This window comes from Peptoniphilus mikwangii, assembly GCF_000468535.1.
Lineage (GTDB): Bacteria > Bacillota > Clostridia > Tissierellales > Peptoniphilaceae > Anaerosphaera > Anaerosphaera mikwangii.
This window is the reverse complement of sequence record NZ_AUQY01000002.1, coordinates 31,308-53,821: the sequence shown is the minus strand read 5'-3', so window position 1 is coordinate 53,821 and position 22,514 is coordinate 31,308. Positions and strand designations below refer to the sequence as shown.

Annotated in this window: 20 protein-coding genes and 2 other annotated features; of the genes, 4 read left to right on the top strand and 16 right to left on the bottom strand. The window is 30.4% G+C overall.

The window, feature by feature from the left end:
• Positions 1–88: 88 nt before the first annotated feature.
• The 9 genes from M915_RS00630 to M915_RS00595 form a co-directional block, all read right to left on the bottom strand.
• Entirely contained in the window at positions 89–502 is a 414-nt protein-coding gene (locus tag M915_RS00630) for a hypothetical protein (protein WP_051259761.1), read from the bottom strand.
• Positions 503–528: 26 nt separating this feature from the next.
• Positions 529–852, bottom strand: coding sequence for a hypothetical protein (locus M915_RS00625; protein WP_036728397.1), 324 nt, complete (start codon positions 850–852; stop codon positions 529–531).
• A 27-nt stretch (positions 853–879) separates the two neighbouring features.
• Positions 880–1,749, bottom strand: a complete 870-nt coding sequence (locus M915_RS00620; protein WP_009222421.1) for an MBL fold metallo-hydrolase — start codon at positions 1,747–1,749, stop codon at positions 880–882.
• Between the two features lie 12 nt (positions 1,750–1,761).
• Entirely contained in the window at positions 1,762–2,211 is a 450-nt protein-coding gene (locus M915_RS00615) for a flavodoxin family protein (RefSeq protein ID WP_009222422.1), read from the bottom strand.
• 96 nt (positions 2,212–2,307) lie between these two features.
• Positions 2,308–2,658 carry a hypothetical protein gene (locus M915_RS07620; RefSeq protein ID WP_321163010.1) on the bottom strand — a complete coding sequence of 117 codons (351 nt, stop codon included), beginning with the start codon at positions 2,656–2,658 and terminating at the stop codon, positions 2,308–2,310.
• Positions 2,659–2,684: 26 nt separating this feature from the next.
• Positions 2,685–2,939, bottom strand: a complete 255-nt coding sequence (locus M915_RS07615; protein WP_321163009.1) for a DUF6796 family protein — start codon at positions 2,937–2,939, stop codon at positions 2,685–2,687.
• Between the two features lie 233 nt (positions 2,940–3,172).
• A complete protein-coding gene (locus tag M915_RS00605; RefSeq protein WP_036728395.1) occupies positions 3,173–5,521 on the bottom strand; it encodes a stalk domain-containing protein in 2,349 nt (782 codons plus the stop codon).
• A 254-nt stretch (positions 5,522–5,775) separates the two neighbouring features.
• Entirely contained in the window at positions 5,776–6,249 is a 474-nt protein-coding gene (locus M915_RS00600; RefSeq protein ID WP_036728393.1) for a peptidoglycan recognition protein family protein, read from the bottom strand.
• Positions 6,246–6,803 (bottom strand): sigma-70 family RNA polymerase sigma factor, encoded by a 558-nt coding sequence (locus tag M915_RS00595; protein ID WP_009222426.1) that lies wholly within the window; start codon positions 6,801–6,803, stop codon positions 6,246–6,248. The genes M915_RS00600 and M915_RS00595 overlap by 4 nt, the downstream gene beginning before the upstream one ends.
• 704 nt (positions 6,804–7,507) lie before the next feature.
• Positions 7,508–7,713 (bottom strand) — a binding site (T-box leader).
• A 119-nt stretch (positions 7,714–7,832) separates the two neighbouring features.
• On the opposite strand from M915_RS00595, the gene M915_RS00590 reads away from it, so the two are divergent.
• The gene (locus M915_RS00590; protein WP_036728391.1) at positions 7,833–9,140 is read left to right on the top strand and encodes a glutamate--cysteine ligase; all 1,308 of its coding nucleotides are present in this window, start codon (positions 7,833–7,835) and stop codon (positions 9,138–9,140) included.
• Positions 9,133–10,452, top strand: a complete 1,320-nt coding sequence (locus M915_RS00585) for a glutathionylspermidine synthase family protein (protein WP_036728389.1) — start codon at positions 9,133–9,135, stop codon at positions 10,450–10,452. The genes M915_RS00590 and M915_RS00585 overlap by 8 nt, the downstream gene beginning before the upstream one ends.
• A 174-nt stretch (positions 10,453–10,626) precedes the next feature.
• Here the strand turns inward: M915_RS00585 and M915_RS00580 are convergent, their stop codons facing one another.
• From M915_RS00580 to trxB, 3 genes are all read right to left on the bottom strand, one after another.
• Complete coding sequence (locus M915_RS00580) at positions 10,627–13,332, bottom strand: calcium-translocating P-type ATPase, PMCA-type (RefSeq protein ID WP_036728388.1); 2,706 nt, start codon at positions 13,330–13,332, stop codon at positions 10,627–10,629.
• 181 nt (positions 13,333–13,513) lie between these two features.
• Positions 13,514–14,800, bottom strand: coding sequence for a serine--tRNA ligase (gene serS / locus M915_RS00575; protein ID WP_009222430.1), 1,287 nt, complete (start codon positions 14,798–14,800; stop codon positions 13,514–13,516).
• 49 nt (positions 14,801–14,849) lie between these two features.
• Positions 14,850–15,013: a binding site (T-box leader), on the bottom strand.
• A gap of 98 nt (positions 15,014–15,111) precedes the next feature.
• The gene (trxB, locus tag M915_RS00570; protein WP_036728385.1) at positions 15,112–16,059 is read right to left on the bottom strand and encodes a thioredoxin-disulfide reductase; all 948 of its coding nucleotides are present in this window, start codon (positions 16,057–16,059) and stop codon (positions 15,112–15,114) included.
• 107 nt (positions 16,060–16,166) lie between these two features.
• On the opposite strand from trxB, the gene M915_RS00565 reads away from it, so the two are divergent.
• The gene (locus M915_RS00565; protein WP_036728383.1) at positions 16,167–17,831 is read left to right on the top strand and encodes a DUF2207 domain-containing protein; all 1,665 of its coding nucleotides are present in this window, start codon (positions 16,167–16,169) and stop codon (positions 17,829–17,831) included.
• Positions 17,832–17,934: 103 nt separating this feature from the next.
• A complete protein-coding gene (locus M915_RS00560; RefSeq protein ID WP_050747998.1) occupies positions 17,935–18,510 on the top strand; it encodes a glutamine amidotransferase-related protein in 576 nt (191 codons plus the stop codon).
• Here the strand turns inward: M915_RS00560 and M915_RS00555 are convergent.
• Genes M915_RS00555 through ftsE form a run of 4 tightly spaced genes read right to left on the bottom strand, consistent with a single transcriptional unit; the run spans position 18,501 to position 22,481 of the window.
• Positions 18,501–19,685, bottom strand: a complete 1,185-nt coding sequence (locus M915_RS00555) for a S41 family peptidase (RefSeq protein ID WP_009222434.1) — start codon at positions 19,683–19,685, stop codon at positions 18,501–18,503. The genes M915_RS00560 and M915_RS00555 overlap by 10 nt on opposite strands.
• Positions 19,686–19,698: 13 nt before the next feature.
• Positions 19,699–20,892, bottom strand: a complete 1,194-nt coding sequence (locus M915_RS00550) for a murein hydrolase activator EnvC family protein (protein WP_036728382.1) — start codon at positions 20,890–20,892, stop codon at positions 19,699–19,701.
• Positions 20,893–20,907: 15 nt separating this feature from the next.
• On the bottom strand, positions 20,908–21,807 hold the full coding sequence (ftsX, locus tag M915_RS00545) for a permease-like cell division protein FtsX (RefSeq protein WP_036728379.1): 900 nt from the start codon (positions 21,805–21,807) through the stop codon (positions 20,908–20,910).
• Positions 21,804–22,481, bottom strand: a complete 678-nt coding sequence (gene ftsE, locus M915_RS00540) for a cell division ATP-binding protein FtsE (RefSeq protein ID WP_036728378.1) — start codon at positions 22,479–22,481, stop codon at positions 21,804–21,806. Before ftsE ends, ftsX begins: the two co-directional genes overlap by 4 nt.
• Between the last annotated feature and the right edge of the window lie 33 nt (positions 22,482–22,514).

Sequence of the window (22,514 nt, the reverse complement as noted above, 5' to 3'; positions counted from 1 at the left end):
CTTTTGTAATTCAAATTTTTCAAACATTAACCTTGCAACATCACATAATTTTTGAATGTTTGTTTTATCATACACTCTGCTGATAATATCATTTCCAAGTCAATTCATGTTTCCCATTTGCATTTTTAAATCTCATTACCAGATAATATCTTTCTTTGCGTTCAAAATTATAACTTACAATCTTATTCCCTTCATCAATTGTAAATAATACTTTACCATTTCTATCCTGAACTTCAATATAGGCGGTGCCGTTTTTTAACTTTCCATCATACCTGAACTCATACTCTCTGCTTTCTTTAAATTTCAAAACTCTTTTCACAAATCCGGTACAGGCATAAAATCTAACCTTGCATCTATTTGTAAAATATCCCATGGTTCCTACAAACATCAATGCTTTTTTTGCAGAAAAGACAGCATATCCATTTATGTATAATATATAGATAAAACCGCAAATTGTAGCTACAAGTCCTACTATTTCCAATAAATTTAATTTACTTCCCAAAAACATCCACCCCATAATAATTATATTTATATTTGTTTGTTATCTACAATTACATCTATAACAACTTCTTCATCAACATCCTTATAATAAATAATTATAATTTTATTTTCATATTCCCATATATCTCCATACATTCCGAATAACGAACCATCCGGTTTTCCCCAAGCTTCAATTAAATTTTCTTGACTGACACCTTCTAATTTTTCAAGTGCACTTTCTTTTCCATTGTCATTATAAATCTCAACTATATCACTTTTTGGAGGTATGCTTGAATTACTTTTGGTTATAATTTTAAAAACTCCGAAATTTATAACAAATAATATTAAAAAAATAAATAAAATTCTTTTCATAATTGACCTCACATATAAATATATAGCTTATTCTTCATTTGCCTTTTTTAATTTATTTGCTCTACAGCGTTCTTCCGTATCATCCGACTCATCATATGCATCGTATGGCGCCCTAGGATCATATGGTTTTTGTTTCTTCATACTGTTACATACTTCATCCCTATGAGCAAACGTAAAATCAATGCTATCCGCCCAACCGGTATGTCCAGTAATTACAATTGGATTTAACTTTCTGTTTCTCAACTGTTCTTCCAAATTTTTTAGTGACTCTTTGGCAAGAGAATTACTTTCTGCCAAACTATTTATAAAACTATAACCTCCATCTACACCAAACCAAATTGTATCTCCTGTAAATAAATACTTATCATCTATTAAATAAACTAAATGTCCCCATGTATGTCCTGCAACAAGAATACTTTCAATCTTAATTTCGTCTATAAAAAAGACATCTCCGTCTTTTAATAAAATCTTTTTATTATCAATAAAAACTCGCGGTAAAGTTCCCAATCCATATAATACTTTACGTTTCTTCTCTCCTGTAAGATATTTGTTTTCTATTTCTCCTATATATAAAGTTGCATCCTTAAATAGCTGACTACTGTCACGTTCTACAGCACCTATGTGATCAGTATCTTGGTGTGTAATTAAAATGTGTTTTATTGTATTCGGATCAATATCAATCCACTTCATCTTTTCAAGTAATCTTTCATAATTATATCCTGCATCTATCATTATAGTTGTGTCTTTTTTAGTATAGAAAAAAATATTCGCAACAAATTCTCTGATACATTTTACATTCTCATCAATGCTTCCGGTATTTAACGGCTTAAAAATTCCTTTGCCGCGATACATAAAAGACATTACTTTTTCTTGTATTTTTGACGCTTGCTTAGACATATTCCCGACTCCTCATATTTTATTTATAATATTACTATAAAACTCTACCGCCCCATTTATTTCTTCTTCGTTCGGATGTCCCTTAGCTATTCCACCTATTAATTTAAGAGGTCCAAAAGTATCAAATCCTAAGCAGGCATACTCTCCGAGAACTTTTGAATTTTTTTCAATTACAATTTGTTTTATTTTATCTGTGTAGTTCGCCCTCTTTATTCCACAGGTATATATGAAAAATACCTTTTTATTTTCCGGAAGATTCTTCTTTGCAAACTCAATAACACATTTATGAAAATTACTATAAAAAATTCCCGAAGCAAAACATATAAGATCATATTCCGATAAATCCTTTTCCTTAATGATACCGGCATCAATGAGCTTTACATTTTCCAATTTAGCAATAACATCTATAACTTTCTTTGTATTATTATGATGCTTAGAATAATAAACAATAACTGTTTTCATAATAGACCTCCTTGCATTAAAAGTGAAATAATTAACTTGTAAAAAATTTTATTAACATATTATTATATTACTAATATTATAATCTATCTTTATTTCTTACCTATATAAAGCTATCAAAACTGCAACATAATATATAACAGAAACTAAATTTGTCCAGCCTCCGCAAAGAATCATATGAAATCCCTTAGGAAGTTTTCTTAAAAAAGGAATAAACATAATTAATACAGTTTGGCTGAAAATAAACATCCATCTTGGAAGTTCCGTTAAATCCAAAAAGATAATTATGGTAACAATAATGTAGCCAATCGAACAAAAAACAAATACAATTCCCCTCTGAAATTTTAAAAAATAAAAAACTTCGTCAAGAGTATCCTTATTATCATGTCGACCGATAAGACCTAAATTTGCACAATGACTATGATATACTCCGCCACAGATAATCCCCAAACAACTTACTAAAAAACCTGTCCAACCTAAAATGAAATATCTTCATCAATAAAAAGTACTATATGATAAAATCCTACACAGTACAAAAAAGCTGAAATAGGTCCAAGCATTCCACCGATATAAAGCCTTTTTCTACTTACGTTTTTCATAATACCAATAATTGAACTTAGTCCATCATCTGATGAATAATCGTTCTTATCATAGTAAAGCGTCATATCTCCCAAAAACATAAGTATTGCACCCAATAAACCAGCCAATAATGTAATTTGTAAAAGTGTCATATTTTACCTCCATTTCGACTTAATTCTTAAAATACTTATCAAATAATATTATATCAAACAAATTTAATGTATAAAATACTTAGAAATCAAAATAATAGTTGTTCTAAATATAGTTGTTATATATCATTTTTATTTAACATTTTTGATATTATCTTAACTCTCTATAAAAAATAAGACTGCAGATTTCTCTGCAGCCTTATTTTTTAAATACTTAATTATATAAATTTAGAAACTTATTTGTTTTTTTGAATAACTACTGTTTGTGTTGCCGCATCCCATTCAATGTTCTTTCCTTCGCCTTTATTTCCATGACTTAAGCCTAATGCTTTTCCAACTTCTGAAATAGGAAGCATTGTTCTTCCATTCTTAATTTCAGGTTTTACTGAGAAGTTATATGCTTTTCCGTCAATGTAGAATTTACTTGAATCTATGCTAACTAGAATAATGTGTGTTCCATCTGTGAATGTTGCTATTCTTGTGCTTGCATTCCATGAAACTGTGTATCCTAATGATTCTGCAACATATCTTAGCGGTAACATTGTTCTTCCGTCTTTAATATATGGTGCTACGTCCATATATTGTATTGTTGTTATTCCATCAACTGTTTTTACAAGTTTTCCGCTGCCGATTACAAATTCGTTCTTATAATTATAACTATAGCTACTTGTACTTCCTCCTACAACATATGTTGTAGAAACGTCTTTGTAGTTATTTATTGAAGTTATAATTGTTAATGTTTCTCCATATTTTAATGCTCTGTTAGTGTATGTTGTGAAATATCCGTTGCCATCTGCTGTAGAAGAACCAAGGTTGTAACCAAGACTATCTTTTACTGTAACTGTTGCATATGGATTTACTCCATATCCCTTAACATAAGAGTTGCCTGCTTTCGCATCTGTTACAGTTGCATATTTAGCATTAGTATAATATCCGTTCCAATATCCAGGATAATATCCGTTCCAATATCCATTCCAGTAATTATGAGCATAAGCATTATTTAACCAGAATTTTTCAGATGCTTCTCCATCTTTTTCTGCTTGTAGATAATAATCACTTAAATCATAGTAATATCCATAGTATTTGTCTGAATATTTTCCATAATAGCCATAATATCCACCGTAGTATCCGTCATAATATCCCTTATATACTGTTATCGCATTATAATTTGAAACATAGCTGTAAGATATATAGTAATATCCTGTAGAACTTGAAGTTGTACTTCCAAGATAATTTCCATTTCCGTCATAAGCTACTACATGAGTATTAGCAGTTGTATATCCCGATAGACTTGTATGTCCTACATTTGTCGGATTAATAACATTTCCATAATAGCCATAATATCCGCCGTAATATCCGTTATAATATCCGAAATTATATGCTATTGAATAGTTTCCAAGAGAATCTACTATTCCGGATCCTAATACTACTCCATTTTTATAAAGCTTAACAGTTGCTCCTACAGGTTGCGCAGTTCCTTTTACTTTATCATAATATACATCCGCACTTAATACTCTTGGTGTAACAAGTGCTTTTACTTCTACATTAAAAGTTGCTACAAATCCATTACATTTTACTTTTACAGTTTTTATTCCTGCCGTATCAAGTACTGTATCATCAGCAGGTTCTGTTGTAATTACAGGAGCATGTGCTGCAAAATCTGCAAATGCTACATCTTCTGCCGGTTGTCCTTCTTTAGTTAGAGTAACTTCCAATCCATTCAGTTTCAATTTATCTCCTACATTATAAACCATCTTTGTAGGATTTGTCTTTATAGCTATTCCTGTTACTGTTCCAGGTACAGGTGCATTTACAGTTACTTGGAAATTGAAAGTTTTTCCATTACAAGCTACAGTTACATCTTGATTTCCTACAGTATTAAGAACTGATCCGGGTGCAGGACTTGTTGTAATTACAGGATTATGTGATGCAAAAACTGCAGAATCAACATCTTCAGTATCACCATTTGAATAAGTTAAAGTAGCCTCTAGACCTGTTAGATCTAAAACTTCTCCCTTTGTATAAACCGTTTTGTCAGGATCTGTTTTCTTCGCTATTCCTGTTACTGTTGCAGGTGCAGGTGCCTTTACAGTTACCTGAAAAGTTGCTGTTTGAAGATTACAAGTAACCGTTACAGTTATAATTGATGGTGTATTAACTATCGTTCCATCAGCAGGACTTGTTGTAATTACAGGAGCATGTCCTGCAAAATCTGCAAACGCTACATCGTCAGTATGATTATCTGAATAAGTTAACCTAACTTTTAAACCTGCTAATTCTAAAGCTTCTCCAACTGTATAAACTGTTTTGTCAGGTTTTGATATTATTGCAACGCCCGTTACTGTAGCTCCTCTATCAGAAAGCGTTTCAGGATTAGCTTCTTCTTCAGTCACATCAAGTGGATCATTTTCATCATTTTCACCTTCTGTAACCTCAGGTGTCTTATCTTCGGAAACAATCTCTGTAGTCTCAGGAGTTTGTTCAACCGGTTCATTTACCTCATTTGCAAATACATTCATTGGTAAAATGGCAATCACCATCACCAAAGCCATAATAATTGATAAATATCTCTTTTTCTTTAACATTTTCGTTCCTCCTTTCCAAATTTATAAATTAAGTAAAAATATATTTACACCTCAAGTAAGATATATTTTCATTTATATTATACCCGAAATATAATCATAATACCATACTTCTATATGATTTTTATTTATTGTAATGAATTTTTAATAATTCTTTTAACTAAATTAATTTTTATTACAATAATAAAAAAACAATAAATCACACAGATTTATTGTTAGAAGTTATGTAAAATTTAAAAGCGGATATTTCAAAATATCTAAATCATTTCTTTGAAAATCCACCATTGTTTCCAATTATCAGCACTCATTGAACGTGGGCAAAGTTTTCTTGAAGCATCAAAATGTCTAACCACATTATTTTTAGTTATGCCATAACTTTCCATTAAGAACCTGATTAGCTTAATCGCATTAGCTTTAGTTTTCTCAAAATCAGAACCCTCATTTACACAAAGCTCAATTCCTATCGAATTATTGTTGGTAATGCCATATCTGCCATGTCCATCTCCACAATGCCATGCGGTTTTTGAAACTTCAACAGTTTCAACCACACCATTTTCATCAACAAAAAAATGTGCTGATGCATTTCTGTTTCCCCCGTTAAAATATCTATAATGATTTATTGCATCTGCTCCCTTATTTGAATTGCCTGTATCATGTACTACAATATAAATAATCTTTGTCATGCTTCTACTTGAAAAATTATATTTTATCGGCCTTTTATCAACTATCATCTCAAAACCTCCCTTAAAATTTCAATAGCTCTTGTTTTAGTGTTGACAACCGTTCTATATTTTATTCTAAGTTTATTTGCAATATCTGAAATTGACATATTATAAAAATAAAACATAATTAAAACATCTCTCTGTCTTTTAGTTAAGACACTAAAAGCTGACCTTAATTTTAAAACTTCATCACTACATAAAATACTTTCTTCTAAGTTGAAATCACTCTCTAAAAACTCAAAAATTTTGACAGTTTCATCATCTAATGACCCAATATTCCTTTCATCTTTTACCAAGTATTTAAACGTATCAAGATAAAAATACTTAAGATAATTTTTTACATAATTCAGAAAAGAACCTTTACTTGAATTAAACGATACAATAAGCTCAAGTATAATCACAATACCGTCATTATATAAATCATCGTAAAAATTCCACATTGGGCAATATTTTTTTATAGATGACTTAATAAGCGGATCAAGTCTTTTTAAAAGCAATACTTTTGCGTTCTCATCGTTAGCTTTAGCAAGTACATATAAATCGTCAATCTCTTTATAATTCATACTAAACCTCCTTATTATAAATAGATGCTTTAGAACATATGTTCTTTTTATATTATAAAATCTATTTATTCATATGTCAATATAGATTTCTTTTTCATCTCGACACATTTTTATGCCATCTCAACCGTAGCATAGTGACTTTTTACCTTCTTGTCATCTTGACCGTAGTGGAGAGATCTTTTACCTCTTGTCATCTCGACTAAACGCCGAAGGCGTGCATGGAGAGATCTATTACATACCATCATAATTTATAATATTTACACTTCTTTTATTATTGTGAGGGGGCGAAGGGAGTTGCGATTCTCCATCTCCCCCTCACGCTCCCCCATTACACCCTTAAAACGCTTTTAGAATGTTGTATTGATTAGAATATAGACTTATTTTATGTCATCTCGACCGAAAATGAACGGAACGTAGTGCAGTGAATTGGAGTGGAGAGATCTTTTTTCTTTCTGTCATTGTATAACATGAGATTTCTCCGTTTCGGCTGCGCCTCCAGTCGAAATGACAAAAAAGTAAAGCTATCTGAACCTCTGTCGAAATGACAAAAAAGTAAGACTATCGGTACTCCAGTAAAAATGATAAGGAAAATTTTTACGACATTACAGTCGAAATGACAAAATTTAGACGTAAAAATAGCACGAATATTCGTGCTATTTTTACATAAGATATTTAATTTTGATTATAAAAAAAGTCTCTTTAAAAAAAGAGACGACTTAATCGCGGTACCACTCAAATTGATGTTAATACACCCACTCACAATCAATAACGCGATTAAACGTAACAGGCTCACATTAGCTTACCTGAAAATTTCCATGATCCTATTCACAAAACTAACCTTATTCGTTTTCACCAAACCGAACTCTCTTGGAAGGTATCATTATGTTACTTCTCACTTCATAAACCTTTCTTATAGTATAAATATAAAAACCTAAAGTGTCAATGAATTTTTAATCTTATATAGACAATTTTTTAAAAAGAATATTTTATATACTTATTGGGTATTTAATATCTATCGAGGAGGTTTGTATGAATTATAATTACAACGAACAAGTAGAAAGAATTATAAATTATATTAAAGATGGCGAGAAACCTAAAAATCTTTTTAAAATAGGCGTGGAATTCGAGCATTTTGTAATAGATAAAAATACTTTAAACACAATATCCTATTATGGAGAAAATGGAGTTGGCAGTACAATTAAAGAATTATGTAATTTTTTTAATGCCGTTCCTATTATGGATGGAGATTTTATTTTGGGATTTGAAACAGATGACTACTCAGTTTCAACAGAACCCGGTGCACAATTTGAACTTAGTGTTGTTGCACAAAAATCTGTAACCGACTTAGAACGTAAATATAAAAATTTTATGCAAATTGCACTTCCATTTTTCGAGAAAAAAGGACAATTTTTACTTGCGCTTGGATACCATCCAAAAACAAAAATTGATGAGATAAAGATACTCCCTAAAAAAAGATATGACTATATGTTTAATTATTTTAAATCAAAAGGAAATATGGCTCATAATATGATGAAAGGAACTGCATCAGTTCAAGTATCTATAGATTTTGAAAATGAATATGATTTTAAGAAAAAATATTTTTTGGCAAATGCTATTTCTCCTATTCTATATACTATTTTTGATAACAGTCCGATTTTCGAAAACAAACCTTATAAAAAACATAATCTAAGACAAACCATTTGGGAAAATACAGATCCGGATAGAAGTGGAACCCTAAAAATTGCATTTGATGATAATTTTTCTTATAAAAAATATGCCGAGTTTATTTTAAATACTACTCCAATTTTTATAGATAAGAATAAAAAGCTTGAAGATGTTAACGAATTGCCATTTAAATCAATATTTAATCCTAAAAAAGATAACGATGATCTTATATATCATGCCCTATCTATTGTATTTCCCGATATCAGAGCAAAAAAATATTTGGAATTCAGAATGATGGATGCCGTAAAAATGCCTTATAACTTTGGAGCGGCAGCACTTATAGAGGGGCTTTTCTATAATAAAAATAATCTTGAAAGACTTTACGAAATGTACAGAGAAGTAAAATATGAAGATGTAATTAATGCAAAAAAATCATCCGCCGAAAAAGGACTTTTAGGGATATTTTTAAATAAAACTATCTTTGAACATGCAACCGTTCTTTTAAATATTGCTCATGACGGTCTTTCAGATATAGATAGAAATTATTTAATGCCTCTATTTGAACTATTAAATTCAAATAGCGTACCTAAAAATGAATTTGAAAAAACAGCTGAAAAATATGGATTAAAAGAAGCTGTATTTAAAAATAAGATTGAGGTGGAAAATGTATAACAGTAAATTTGTAGATAAATATATTGAAATTATAAAATCAGATGAAGAAAAATATTATAATGACTTTTTAAAATTTAAAAATTCTGTTGCAAATTCAAGTGCAATATATAAAAATAAACCTGTCCCTACAACCTATCAAGGACTATTCTATTCACAAGAAGACAGGAAAATTTTTGAAAATATGTCGTCTATTCTAATGAGCATTACAAGAAAAGTTACTGATGAATATTTAATAAATTCTGAGTATAGAAAGTTGTTTGAATTTTCAGAAGAACTTGAAAATTTAATTTTACACAATCCAATCTATGATGTGCCCGTTCCTATCGCAAGATATGATGTATTCTACAACGGAAAGGAAAATTTTAAATTTTGTGAATTTAATACTGACGGTTCATCTGCAATGAATGAAGATAATACGATTGGCGAGCTTCTTTTAAATACTCTTGCAATGAAAGAATTTAAGAAATACTATAATGTTAAAAATGTTGATTTATTTACTCCATGGGTAAAAGAATCCATTGGCATATATGAAAAAATCTATAATAAAAAACCAAATATAGCAATAGTTGACCTTCTTGATATAGGTACTCCTCATGAGTTTAAAAAGTTTAAGGAAAAATATAACGAACTTGGATATAATTGTGAAATTATTGATATAAGAGATTTAAAATATAAAGACGGTAAGCTGAAAAAGGATGACTATACTGTTGATTTAGTGTACAGAAGAATCGTTACAATAGAATTTATGAAACATTATAATGAATTTAAAGATTTTATAAAAGCATACTACGACAATGCATTTATGATGCTGGGTTCCTTTAGATCTCAATTAATGCATACAAAACTGATTTTTAAAATTTTAAGAGAACCTGCAACAACAAAATTTTTATCTGACTCTGAAAATGAATTTATTAAAGAGCATATACCTGTTACAATATCTCTCACTGAAGACACAATAGATGAGTTGGTAAAAAATAAAAACAGTTATATATTAAAACCTATAGATGACTATGCAAGTCATGGAGTTTATTGTGGAAAAAACCATTGTATCGAAAAATGGAAAGAAATTTCACAAAATGCTTTACAGAAAAAATATATTTATCAAGAGTATTACAAAATGCAGCCTTTACAATTTGTAGAATTTTCAGAAGATGGAAAACTTGAAATAAATAATTTTTCAGCAGTCTTAGGAATGTTTATATATAACGAAAAATTTATAGCTCCATATACAAGAATCGGAAAGGAAAATACAATAGGTGGAAATAGCAGTTATTATACCGCTCCAAATCTATTAATTGAATATTTAACTTAAAACAGATATTAAATATCTGTTTTTTTTTGCCAAAAATTTTACTATTGTTTTACTGTCAATCTCTATTATATTAAAAATGTTTTTATAATATATTTGTTTTAACATTCAAATAATAAAATATATAAGTATCTTCACTACTGATATAAACAGCTAAAAAATAAAAAGTCTTTCTTATTAGAAAGACTTTTTAGATTCGAATCTAAGCGCTTTTTGTATTTCCCCAAGTATTAAAGGAATTACGGATGCAACTAATACAACTACCCATTCCCTTATTCCTATACTCTCAAGCTTAAACAACTCTCTTATTCCGGGAATATACATTACAAGTAACATAAGCATAAGTGAAAAAGCTGTAGCTGAAACAAGTTTTCTGTTAGAAAATATTCCGATACTTAACAGGGTATTTTTTATTGATCTTGCTGAATATGATCTTAAAAGTTCTGATAAAATCAATGTTGCAAAAGCCATAGTTCTTGCGTATTCAAGCCCTATTCCCTCTTTTCCAAACCACTTTAACCCTATCATATATGCGCCAAGTGTTGAAATTGTAATAGCTATTGATTGAACTAATACTGTAATTTTAAGTTCTTTATCTAAAATTGATTCATTCGGATCTCTCGGCGGCTCTTGCATTATTTTTGCATCTGCATTTTCAACTCCAAGTGCAAGCGCAGGGAATGAATCTGTTACAAGATTAAGCCATAATAACTGTATTGGAATTAGCGGTACAGGCAAATTTAATATTATTGATATTAAAACTATAAGAACTTCTCCAATGTTACATGATAATAAAAATCCTACAAATTTTTTTATGTTAGAATAGATTATTCTTCCTTCCTCAACTGCATTTACTATTGTGGCAAAATTATCATCTGTCAGTATTACATCGGCAGTATTTTTTGCAACATCTGTTCCCGTAATGCCCATTGCTATACCTATATCCGCTCTCTTTATTGCAGGTGCATCATTCACTCCGTCACCTGTCATAGCTGCAATATGACCATTTTCTTTTAATGCACGAACTATCTGAACTTTATTTTCAGGTGATACTCTTGTAAATACTCTTTTTTCTTTGACAATTTCTCTAATTTGTTCATCTGTCATATCATTGAGTTCTCTTCCCATTATTGCTTGAGTTTTATCTTTTGCTATTCCAAGTTCAATTGCTATCGCAAGACCGGTTTCAAGGTAATCACCTGTTATCATTACAGGTATTATTCCCGCATCTTTACATTCCGATATTGCCTGTATTACTTCAGGTCTTGCAGGGTCAATCATTCCGGTAAGCCCTACAAATATCATTTCTCTTTCAACATTTTCACTTGTCAGCACCGAAGGAATCTGATCAAATTCTCTATATGCATAAGCAAGTACTCTAAGAGCGGATCTTGCAAATCTTGAATTGACAGACATTATTGTATCTTTTGCTTCATTTGTAAGCTCTTTTATTTCTCCATTATCCAAATAATATTTACAGTTTGAAAGAACTATATCCGGAGCGCCTTTTGTAAAAGAAATCGCTTTATTTTCTGTATATCCGCTATGAATTGTAGACATCATTTTTCTATCTGAATCAAACGGTATCTCTGCATCTCTGCTATATTTATTGTTTAATTCATCTACCGAATATCCAACTTTTTCTGCAAATGTCAATAATGCTCCCTCAGTTGGATCTCCTATTATTGATGCCTCATCGTTTTCTGTTATATTTAACCTTGCATCATTTGTAAGTGCAGCTATTGTTGCAAGAAGTTTTAAATCTTTAAAGTCATCTAACAAAATATTTTGACCGCTATATGTTATTTCCCCTTTCGGTAAATATCCCGTTCCGGCAATTTCAATTGTCTTTGAGTCTATAAATGCCTTTACTACCGTCATTTCATTTTGCGTAAGTGTACCAGTTTTATCGGAGCATATTACTGTTGTAGTGCCGAGCGTTTCTACTGCTAAAAGTTTCTTAACTATAGCATTTTTCTCTGCCATTTTACCCATTCCTATTGACAGTACAATTGTTACTATTGCAGGAAGACCCTCAGGCACTGCCGCAACTGCAAGAGAAATTGACGTCATAAACATTGTTAGAAAGTCATGCTTGTATAAAAGTCCCACTAATAATACCAAAATACAAATAGCTACCACCAAAATACCAAGTGTTTTTGAAAGACCGGCAAGTTTTTTTTGTAATGGTGTCTGCTCTCTATCTACTGTCTGAATTGATGTTGCTATTTGTCCGATTTCAGTTTTTATACCTGTTTCAACTACAACTCCTGCCCCTCTGCCATAGGATACTATTGTCGAAGAATAAGCCATATTAGCCCTATCGCCAATTTCCATTTTAGATTTATAAATCTCTTTGGCATTTTTTTCTACCGGAACAGACTCTCCTGTAAGTGAAGATTCATCAATTTTTAAGTTTTTGCTGTCAACAAGTCTTAAATCGGCAGGCACTATATCTCCTGTTTCAAGTATTACATAATCTCCGGGTACAAGTTCTGCCGAATCAACTTCAATAGATTTTCCATTTCTCACTACTTTAGCTTTAGGTGACGACATTTTTTGAAGTGCAGCAATGGCTTCTTCCGCTTTTCCCTCTTGATATATTGAAAGTGTAGCATTGACTACTACTATTGCAACTATTATTATTGAATCTACAACCTCTTTAAAATATGCCGAAACTAATCCCGCACATATTAAAATAATAATCATAGGATCTAAAAATTGATCTGCAAGTTTTTTTATAAAAGGTTTTTTTTCTTCTTTCTCCAGTTCATTTTTCCCGAATTCTATAAATCTTTCCAACACCTGTTCTTCTGAAAGACCTTCTTCTGAAGTATCTAATTCTTCAAAAACTTCTTCAGACAACTTATTATACCATTGCATAAAATTCCTCCTGTTAATAAAAAAGCCACTGCTTCACACGAAACAGTGGTCTTGCTACCATAAATGGTTTTCAGCCGGGTATTATCCGTATTGACGACTGAAAAATATTAGCTACTCCCCAATGTATTATCAGTATACATTATAGGTTAACTTTTTTCAATTGATATTTCAAACAAACTTTTTATTTCTTTATTTCAATTTTTTCTTTACCGCCCATATATGGTTGAAGCGGCTCCGGTATTCTGATACTTCCATCTTCTTGAAGTAAGTTTTCTAAAAATGCTATTAACATTCTCGGAGGTGCCACTACTGTATTATTTAGTGTATGTGCAAGATAATTGCCATCTTCACCTTTTAATTTTATATTAAGTCTTCTCGCTTGAGCATCGCCAAGATTTGAACATGATCCAACCTCAAAATATTTTTTTTGTCTTGGAGACCATGCTTCAACATCAAGTGATTTAACTTTTAAATCTGCCAAATCTCCTGAACAACATTCAAGTGTACGAACCGGTATTTCAAGACTTCTAAAAAAATCTACAGTATTCTTCCATAATTGATCAAACCAATATGGAGAATCTTCCGGCTTACAAATTACTACCATTTCCTGTTTTTCAAATTGATGTATTCTATAAACTCCTCTTTCTTCAATTCCATGAGCTCCCACTTCTTTTCTGAAACATGGAGAATATGATGTCATCGTAAGCGGCATATCATTTTCAGGTGTTATGGTATTTATAAATTTACCTATCATTGAATGTTCACTTGTGCCTATCAAGTAAAGATCTTCGCCTTCAATTTTATACATCATATTTTCCATTTCGGCAAAGCTCATTACACCTGTAACTACATCTGAACGAATCATAAACGGCGGAATATAATAAGTAAATCCTCTGTCTATCATAAAATCTCTTGCATAAGATAATATCGCAGAATGAAGTCTTGCAATATCTCCTCTCAAATAATAAAATCCATTTCCTGATGTTCTTCTTGCAGCATCTAAATCTACACCGTCAAATTTTTCCATTATATCTATATGATAAGGTACTTCATATTCAGGAACTACAGGCTCTCCAAATTTTTCAATTTCAACATTTTCAGAATCATCTTTTCCGATTGGAACCGATTTGTCAATAATTTGAGGTATTATCATCATTCTTTGAGTTAATTCTCTATCTAACTCTTTTTCTTCCGCTTCAAGCTTTTCAAGTTCATCATTTATATTCTTTACTTCAATCTTTGCTTCATTTGCCTTTTCAATTTCTTTTTTTTGCATAAAAGCTCCAATTTCTTTAGAAACATAATTTCTTCTTGAGCGTAATTCATCTCCTTTAGTTTTAACAGCCCTTAATTGTTCATCAAGCTCTATTACCTCATCAACTAATGGAAGCTTTTCATCTTGAAACTTCTTCTTAATATTTTCTTTTACTACCTCAGGATTTGCTCTTAAAAATTTAATATCTAACATTTCTTCCTCCCTTTTAATTTAATATAAAAAAAAAGCCTTCTCCATCCCTCAAAGGGACGAGAAGACCCGCGTTGCCACCCTAATTAACCTTATCGGTTCACTTTAAAAATTAAAACTCAGAGGTGGATTCAATTAACCAAAATATCTACTTTCACCATCCGTAAACTCTCTACAATTCTAAATTAATTTACTATTCCTCATCATAGTTCTATTAAATTTAAAGTCATTATATCAAATCCATTAATATTTTTCAAATAATTTATGTGAAATTTAAACTCACCTTAAACATCTCTCGTAAAAGATGTTTAAGATTAATTTTTAAAACCTTCGTAAAGAGTACCTTCTTGTTCTGCAATGTACTTTTCAGCAACAACTGCAGCTATCGCTCCATCTGATGTAGCAGTTACAACTTGTCTAACCTCTTTAACTCTGAGATCTCCCGCTGCAAATACACCCTCAACGCTTGTTTTCATATTATTATCTGTTAATATATATCCATCTTCCATATCAAGCTTTCCTTCAAAAACTTTAGTTGCAGGAACATATCCTATAAATACAAATATTCCAAATGGTTCTTTCTTGGATATATTTGTAATTTCTCCTGTCTTTAAATTTTTTATACTGATTTCATTTACTATTTTATCGCCCTTTATTTCTTCTATTGCACTATTCCAAATAAAATGAATTTTTTTATTTTTAAAAGCTCTATCTTGTAGTGATTTACTTGCTCTTAATTCATCTCTTCTGTGAATTATATAAACATTTTTTGCAAATTTAGAAATAAATAACGCTTCATCTACGGCACTATCTCCACCGCCGACAACATATACATCAAGGTCTTGATAAAATGCAGCATCACAAGTAGCACAATATGATACTCCTCTGCCGATAAATTCATCTTCTCCTACACATCCTATTTTTCTCGGATGTGCTCCTGTTGCAATTATTATCACCTTGGCCTCATATACATTTTCTTTGCAAATTACTTTTTTTACTTTTCCTTCAAGTTCAACATCTATAACTTCATCCATCACAAATTCAGTTCCAAAATTTTCTGCCTGTGATTTTATTGTCATTGCAAGTTCTAAACCTGAAACCATTAATGAACCGGGATAATTTTCAACATCTGTAGTTGATGAAATTTGTCCTCCTTCAACAGCTTTTTCTATTACAAGTGTATTAAGTTTAGCTCTTGCACCATAAAGACCCGCTGTAAGTCCTGCAGGTCCTGCCCCCAAAACTATTAAATCGTATATCATAAAATCCTCCTTGTCATATGTTACTTATATACCCCCATTTTTATTTTTTAATAATAACTTATTTATCTATTTTTTTTATTTGGTATAATTTATAAAGAGGTGAATTTATGAAAAAATTATTTCTACTTTTAACATTATTACTCCTAATAATCCCGCAAAATATATTTGCGGACAGTTCTACAACAATACAAAAATTTGATTCTAAAGTAGTTGTAGAAAAAAACGGAGACTTAAAAATTACGGAAACTGTTAACTATAAAAGTTCTAAAAATATGAATGGAATTTACAGAAATATAGTTATTAAAAACAGTGATTCTATAGAAAATTTAATAATCAAATCTGATTATAAAAAATTCAGTCCGACTGACAAAGCAAAAAATGGAGATTCTTATGTATATACTGTTACTAAGTCAGATAACTCCGCAAAAATTAAAGCTTATATACCTTGGACCGGTTCTATTAATTTAACATTTGAATATACACTCAAAAATGGAGCAATACTTGGAACTGACTCGGGTATTATTGCATATACTTTTTTAAGTGATATAGATACAAAAATTGAAAGTTTTGTAGGAACTGTTGAAGTTCCTAAATTAGATAAATTTATGAACTACTACACCGAGAATAAACTTAACATTGATGAAGGTAACGGAACATTAACCATTTCTTCTGATAATATAAATAGTTCTTCAATTTCAATAGCTGCTTCTTTCCCAAAAGAATTTATTTCAGAAAGCACAAATATCAAAAATGTATCTTCTGAAAATCTTGACGAATTTTTTGAAAATTTTCCGATAAATAAAGATATGGCTAAAGTATTGAGTTCTATTTTAATTATACCTTCATTTATATTTATGATTGTTATTTTCATCTTTTATTCAAAAAAAGATGAAAATGAAAAACAACCCATAGGAAAATTTTTAAAGCTATCTCCTTCAGAAGCATCCGTTTTTATAATTGGAAATTATTTGCCGTCTGTAATTCTTGCAACAATATTTGATTTTGAAAAAAGAGACTTTTTAAAAATTAATGTTGAAAATTATACAACTAAAAAAGATAAACAAAAAGAAAATTATATATTTGTAAAAACAAACTCTCCTACAAATTTATCAGAAGACGAAAAATATCTATACGATTTAATATTCTCATATGGAGATGGTAAAACTGTTTCTACAAATCAATTAAACTCCGCAAGAAAATCAAATTCTATGACATTTATGAGAGACTTTAATAAATATTATGAACTTGTCAAAGATGAACTTTATAAAAAAGGTGTTATATATAAAAAGCCTAAATATTTAGTAATATCAATAACAGCTATGCTGTTTTCTCTATTTGCATTTGTAATGAGTATTTTATTGTTAATCAGTAAAAGCATATTGGCTATTTTAATTCTACCTATATCAATAATTATATTTATTCTCTCTATTATGTTAATAACCAAAAAAACACCTCTTGGAGATGAACAATACAAGTTATATACTACTTTATACAGTGAATTAAAAAAAGTTTCAAATTTTGAATACAAAAGTAATGACGATAAACAAACTCTATTACTTTATGCAATTGCTTTTGGATTAAAAGAAAAAGCATTAAATAATTTAAAAGAAAATTTAGATATAAATTCAGATATCTTTATTCCGATATTTTGGAATTATCCTATGATGTCAACATTTAATTATTCATTAATAGGAAGTACTTCAACTTCGACTTATTATGGAACATCATCAAGCGGAGGTTCTACAGGCGGAGGCTCTACAGGCGGATTTTAATAAATTTGATTTTAATATATAAATTGTTATAACTTTTAAAAAATATAGACAAATTAATGGGTATACTATTTAATGGAAATTTAATTTATTAATTGAGGTGTTTATGAAAAAAATACTTATTGTAGATTTCGGGTACTCTTACCCTGAAAAAATAAAAGAAAAAATTGAGGAATTTGCTGATGTTTATATAACAGATAATAATTCCGCTTATGAAAGAGCTGTTATGCTTGATGTTGATGGAATTATATTGGGCGGCGGAATCTCAAATATAAAAGCAGATGATGCTTCGTGGATTGATGAAAAAATATTTAAACTTAATATTCCAATTTTGGGAATATGCTCCGGCATGGAAATAATTGCGATAGTTTTTGGCGGAAATGTCGGCAAAGAAAAATATCCGTTTGAAAAGGGCGAAACTGTAACCTATTTAGATTCAACATCCGATTTATTTAAAAATCTTCCTCATTTACAAAATACTCATATGTTTCATGGATATAGTGTAGAATCATTACCTGTCGGTTTTAAAAATATAGGCTATACAGATACCTCACCTATAGCCGCTTTTGAATTTAAAAGTAAAAATATTTACGGGGTAATTTTCCATCCTGAGGGAAAATATTCCGCCTATGGCAAGATAATATTAAATAATTTTATAAAAATAATAGAGTCTCAGTGTTGAGACTCTTTATTTATACTTTCATTTAATACTTCTATTGCTTTTTTTAATTGAGTATCGGTATCCAAATACTCTACCCCTATTCCTTTTGCATCTTTTTCAATTTCAATTTCAATATCAGGTTTTATTCCTATCTTATGAATACATACCCCATTCGGAGTAAAGTATTGAGATGTTGTAAGTTTTATCCCGTCTCCTTTTGGAAATCTTGCAGCACTTTGCACTATACCTTTTCCAAAAGATGTAGTTCCTATAATTGTAGCCCTCTTATGGTCATGTAATGCTCCTGCTAAAATTTCAGATGCAGATGCACTTCCCTTGTTAATTAAAACTGTTATTGGAAGCTCTGTCTGATTTGAATCCGATTTAAATTCAAATACAGTTTTTTCATTTTTATCTTTAGCATAGACTATCATTCCTTCAGGTAAAAGTTCATCCGCTATATTTGCAGCAGCATCTACAACTCCTCCCGGATTTCCTCTAAGATCAATAACAAGTCCCTTTACATCTTCTCTCTCAAGCTTATTTAATGCCTCTTTAAAATCAGGATAAGTAGTTTCATCAAATTGAGTTATTGCTATATATCCAATATTGTTTATCTTTTTAGATATTATTGTTTCCATTTTAACTTCATCTCTTTCCATAGACAAATCTCTTGTCTCACTTGTAGATGGAGTATATACGGTAATATTTACCTTTGTCCCTTTTTTACCTTTCATAACTGCAATAGCATCGTTCATTTTTTCTGCAGTGTATTCAACACCCTCAACTTTTATTATTTTATCCTGTGCCTTTACGCCTGCTTTGTCTGCCGGAGAACCTTTTATAGGTGATATAACTGTAATTAAATTATCTTCCCCTTTTGTTATAACAACACCTATGCCATAAAATTTTCCGGATGTTGTTTCCATAAGTTTATCGTATTCTTCTTTTGTCATATATTCTGAATACGGATCATTTAAACCTGCAATTACTCCCTTTAATTCTCCAATCTCAAAATCTTCGTCTGTTACAGGATAAAGAAAATTTTTCTTAACATAATCCTCTAAGAATTTTATTCTTGCATATTTCGTAGAAGATGCATTCCCATAGCCGTATATAGCTGCATTATATGTCAAAAAATTTGTACCTATTAAAAGCAATATAACAGCTAAAATTTTTATCATCTTTTTTTTCATAAATTTTCTTCCTTTATAAATAACCCATAGGATCTACTGTCTGTCCATTTATTCTAACTTCAAAATGTAAATGTGGTCCTGTTGAAAGTCCTGTTGAACCCACAAGTGCCACAATATCTCCTTGACTTACACTTTGTCCAACTTTAACTTTTATTGAACTGTTATGTGCATATACAGTAACAATATCTCCATGGTCCACCATTACAACATTTCCATAACCGCTCATAGCTCTTGCCATTATTACAGTACCCGCTCTTGCAGCAACTACCGGTGTACCGTTAGGTGCCGGAATATCTACTCCGGAGTGAAATCTGGATATCTTAAGTATCGGGTGAAATCTCATTCCGTATGGTGACGAAATTGAATTGTGACCCGGAACAGGCCAACCGACTTTTGCTCCCGGTCTTATTTTTATATTTATATTCCCTGTCTTGGCAATATCTTCCTCGCGTTTTTTTGCAGCTGCAATTTCTTTCTGAAGTCTTACTATTTCGCCGTCAAGCTTACTCCAATTTTCTTGGGCTTTTTCATATTCTTTTCTATATGCCTCTAAATCTTTCTGTAAGACATTCATATAAGATTGTTTTTCATTGTTGGCAGCAACAAATCCAACCTTTTCTTGTTCAAGCTTTGCTTTTGAAAGAGTAACTTCATTCCTATCACTTTCAAGTTTAGCTCTTGTTTTTTTAATCAATTCAGCTTGTTCTGAAATATAATCTACAAGTTTTTTATCATAATTTGCTATTGAAGTTATAATTTCATTGTTTCTTATTAAATCCTCCATACTTCGTGAATTTAATATTACCTCAATGTAATTCACATTTCCGTTCATATACATAGCTCTTACTCTTTGTCCGAAGAGCTTTTGCTTTTCTTCTAAATCTTTTATAGTTTTATCTAAAAGCTCTTGATTTTTTATAATTTCAGAATTTAAGGAATTAATTTTATTTTCAAGCTGATTTATATTCGATGTAAGCCCGTCAATTTTTCTGTCTAATGCTGAGATTTGAGCTTGTACCGTATCTACATCTTCTTGCTTATTCTTTAATTTATCTTTTGTTTTTTCCATTTTCTTTGTAGCATCTTCTTTTTTCTTCTCAACCTTTTGCTTTTGTTTTTGAAGCTGAGTACTACTTGATGCAAACACAGGTTGTGAAAAAACTAACGCTATTACTAAAAATAGAATAAAACTTTTCTTCTTTTTCATTACTTCACTCCAATTCTAAACATCTAAAAATCTCTTTGTAGACATTAAAGAACCCAAATATCCTATACCTACTCCTATACACAAAAATATTATGGAAATATTTTTACTAATACTTTGAGGAGTTGCAATACTTGTTCCAAATAAATTTTCAATATATTGATTTACTCTTATATAGCTATATTCATATGCAAAATACACTATTAAAAGTGCTATTAATGCACCGATAATTCCAAATATTATTCCCTCTATTAAAAAAGGACCTCTAATATAAAAATTTGTAGCTCCAACATACTTCATAATATATATCTCACGTTTTCTGTTCGCAACTGCTATCTTAATCGTATTGTGTATAATTAGAACAGCAACAAATATAAGTGCAATAACTACTGCAGAGCCTATATATTTTACTCCTTTTTCAAAGGTCATCATCTTTTCAATTAAATCATAATGATAATCTACTCTTTCAATAAATTTATTTGTTTTTATTGTATTGACAACATCCTTTGAATAAGACAAATCTTTTAAGCTTATAACAAGCGATGCAGGTAATGTATTTTCAGGAATGGAATCTAAAATATACTTTTTATCTCCAAACCTTTCCTTAAAATCTTCAAGAGCCTGTTCTTTTGAAGTATATTGAACTTGCATTACTCTATCATCATTTCCTATTTGATCAATAAGTTTATTAACAGTAGACGGCTCTATATCTTCTTTTAAATACACAATAACCTTATCAAGCTTATGCCCCAAGTGGTATACCGAACTGTTTATATTGAGTATCAAGATAAATATAAACCCGAATAAAGTCAGCATTGCCGCTATTGAAACTATAGAAGCAATAGACATTGCAAAATTTCTCGATATTCCTTTAATGCTCTCTTTTAAAATATTTAGAAATCTTCTAATCGCTCTCATAGATAGCCTCCTCTTTCAATGTCTTTTACAATATGTCCATCAGAAAGAGTTATAACATGTCGTTGCATTTTATCTACTATATCAACAGCATGAGTCGCCATAATTATGGTAGTTCCCTGTTCATTTATCTTTGTTAAGGCATTCATAATTTCCCAAGCAGTTTCTTGATCAAGATTTCCTGTAGGCTCGTCACACACAAGTATAGGCGCTTTATTTACTATTGCTCTTGCAATAGATACTCTTTGAGATTCTCCACCTGATAATTCTTTTGGATAACAATTTTCTTTACCTGTAAGACTTACAAGGTCCAATGCTTGTGCTACACTTTTCTTTATTTCAGATTTACTTGCTCCTTGTATTTCAAGTGCATATGCTACATTTTCAAATATTGTTTTTTTATCCAACAATCTGAAATCTTGAAATACGACAGATATATCTCTTCTAAGTTTAGGTATCTTTTTTTTCCTAAGTTTTGTAATATCCGTATCATCAATTAATATTTTACCTCTTGTAACTTCTTCTTCTCTTATTAAGAGTTTTATCATTGAAGATTTTCCTGCACCGCTTGAGCCTACTAAAAATAAAAAATCTCCATCAGGTATATTCATATTAATATTTGAAAGAGCCATCACTCCATTTGAATATTCTTTATAAACATTTTCAAATACTATCATAGCTTATCCTTTCTATTTCTTTAAATCACTATT